Source organism: Parabacteroides sp. AF18-52, assembly GCF_003479145.1.
Lineage (GTDB): Bacteria > Bacteroidota > Bacteroidia > Bacteroidales > Tannerellaceae > Parabacteroides > Parabacteroides faecis.
Genome location: NZ_QUGR01000038.1, coordinates 1 through 1,868, shown reverse-complemented (window position 1 = coordinate 1,868; position 1,868 = coordinate 1). Strand labels below are relative to the sequence as shown.

The 1,868-nt window shown below is 46.5% G+C and carries 1 protein-coding gene; it reads left to right on the top strand.

Features of this window, described 5'->3' with window-relative positions:
- Positions 1 to 1,281 (top strand): helicase-related protein (locus tag DWX23_RS24695; protein WP_122376450.1); only part of this gene is annotated, 1,281 nt, incomplete at its 5' end.
- Positions 1,282 to 1,868: the final 587 nt, after the last annotated feature.

The window sequence follows — 1,868 nt, the reverse complement described above, 5'->3', positions numbered from 1 at the left end:
GCGCGGAAGGCGGTGATAGACGCCATGAACGCCGGGACGGTGCGTGTGCTGTTCGGCTCCACCTCCATGCTCGGAACGGGTGTGAACGCACAGAAACGGTGTGTGGCAATTCATCATCTTGATACGCCGTGGCGACCGTCCGACCTGCAACAGCGTGACGGACGGGGAGTTAGAGCAGGCAACGAGATAGCCAAGCATTTCGCCGGGAACAACGTGGACGTAATAATCTACGCGGTGGAAAAATCACTGGACAGTTACAAGTTCAACCTCCTGCACTGCAAGCAGACTTTCATCAGCCAGCTTAAAAGCGGTGCTATGGAAGCGCGTACCATCGACGAGGGGGCAATGGACGAGAAATCGGGCATGAACTTCTCGGAATATATGGCGTTGCTATCCGGCAACACCGACCTGCTGGACAAGGCGAAACTGGAAAAACGTATCGCCTCGCTCGAAGGGGAACGCAAGTCGTTCAACAAGGGCAAGCGTGATTCGGAGTTCAAGCTGGAATCGAAGACCCGCGAGCTGGGCAACAACACAGCTTTCATAGATGCCATGACGGAGGACTGGAACCGCTTCCTCTCTGTGGTGCAGACCGACAAGGAGGGCAATCACCTTAATATAATAAAGGTGGACGGAGTGGATTCCGCCGATGAGAAAGTCATCGGAAAGCGTTTGCAGGAGATAGCCAAGAATGCCACGACCGGAGGGTTGTACACGCAGGTTGGAGAGTTTTACGGTTTCCCGATAAAGGTGGTCAGCGAAAGGATACTCAAAGAGGGATTGGAGTTTACCGACAACCGCTTCGTGGTCGAGGGGAACTACAAGTACACCTACAACAACGGGCATCTGGCGCTGGCTGACCCGTTGGCCGCCGCCCGCAACTTCCTCAACGCGATTGAGAGAATCCCCTCCATCATCGACCAGTATAAAGCGAAGAATGAGGTCTTGGAACGTGAGATACCGCAGTTGCAGGAGATAGCAGGCAAGGTGTGGAAGAAGGAGGAAGAACTGAAACAGTTGAAGTCCGAACTTGCCGCCCTTGACCGCAAGATACAGCTGGAACTTGCGCCGCCTACACCCGAAATCACCGAAAAGGAGCATGAAGGGCAACAGGTCAAACCGGAAGCGAAAGGTGTGCGAAACGGTATCAGGCAATATCCCGAAGATACATCACCGCAAATACGCAATCCATCGGAAAGTATTATCGCCAATCACACCATAACTGGGCATCCGGGGCTGTATGCCAAGGAGGAAACCCGGTCCAAAGGATTGAAAATATAACCTTAGGAATTTTATCTGAAGTATTAATAAGGGCTATCCCAAAAGGTCTAAAAGTAAATTTTATCCTTTCTGCAAGTATCTATAGGATGGCAACTGCATTTTTTTCTTTTTGGGCAGCCCTTATTAAAATTTATTCTTATTTTAGGTTATATACATTCATGTCCATTTATGTAAAAAATCCTGCTGACCTTGTTTATGTCTTGTCAGTCACCATTTGCAAAACCATATTTGACCCTCAAAGAGGCTGAATTTGATAAGCAACTTGCTACATACTCATAATAAGGAGCTAAATAGAACACGAATGGGAAATACTCAAATGCCAAACTAAAGAAGATATTGGCCAAAATAAACGTTATACCGAGAGAGAAACTTGATTTTTTTCAACTTCCTAAAACGTTGTTGTTCAAACATTTCTACTTATTTGTACTTACCAGTTGAACCTACGCTTCCCTAATAAAATGTCTATGGTAAAAAAAGTTAAAAAATCCTCCCACTTTTGTTAGATATATTTTTTTTGTGTAATTTTGCAATCGTTATGCGGCAGTAATAATATACATATTAATACGAGTTAGTAATCCTGTAGTTCT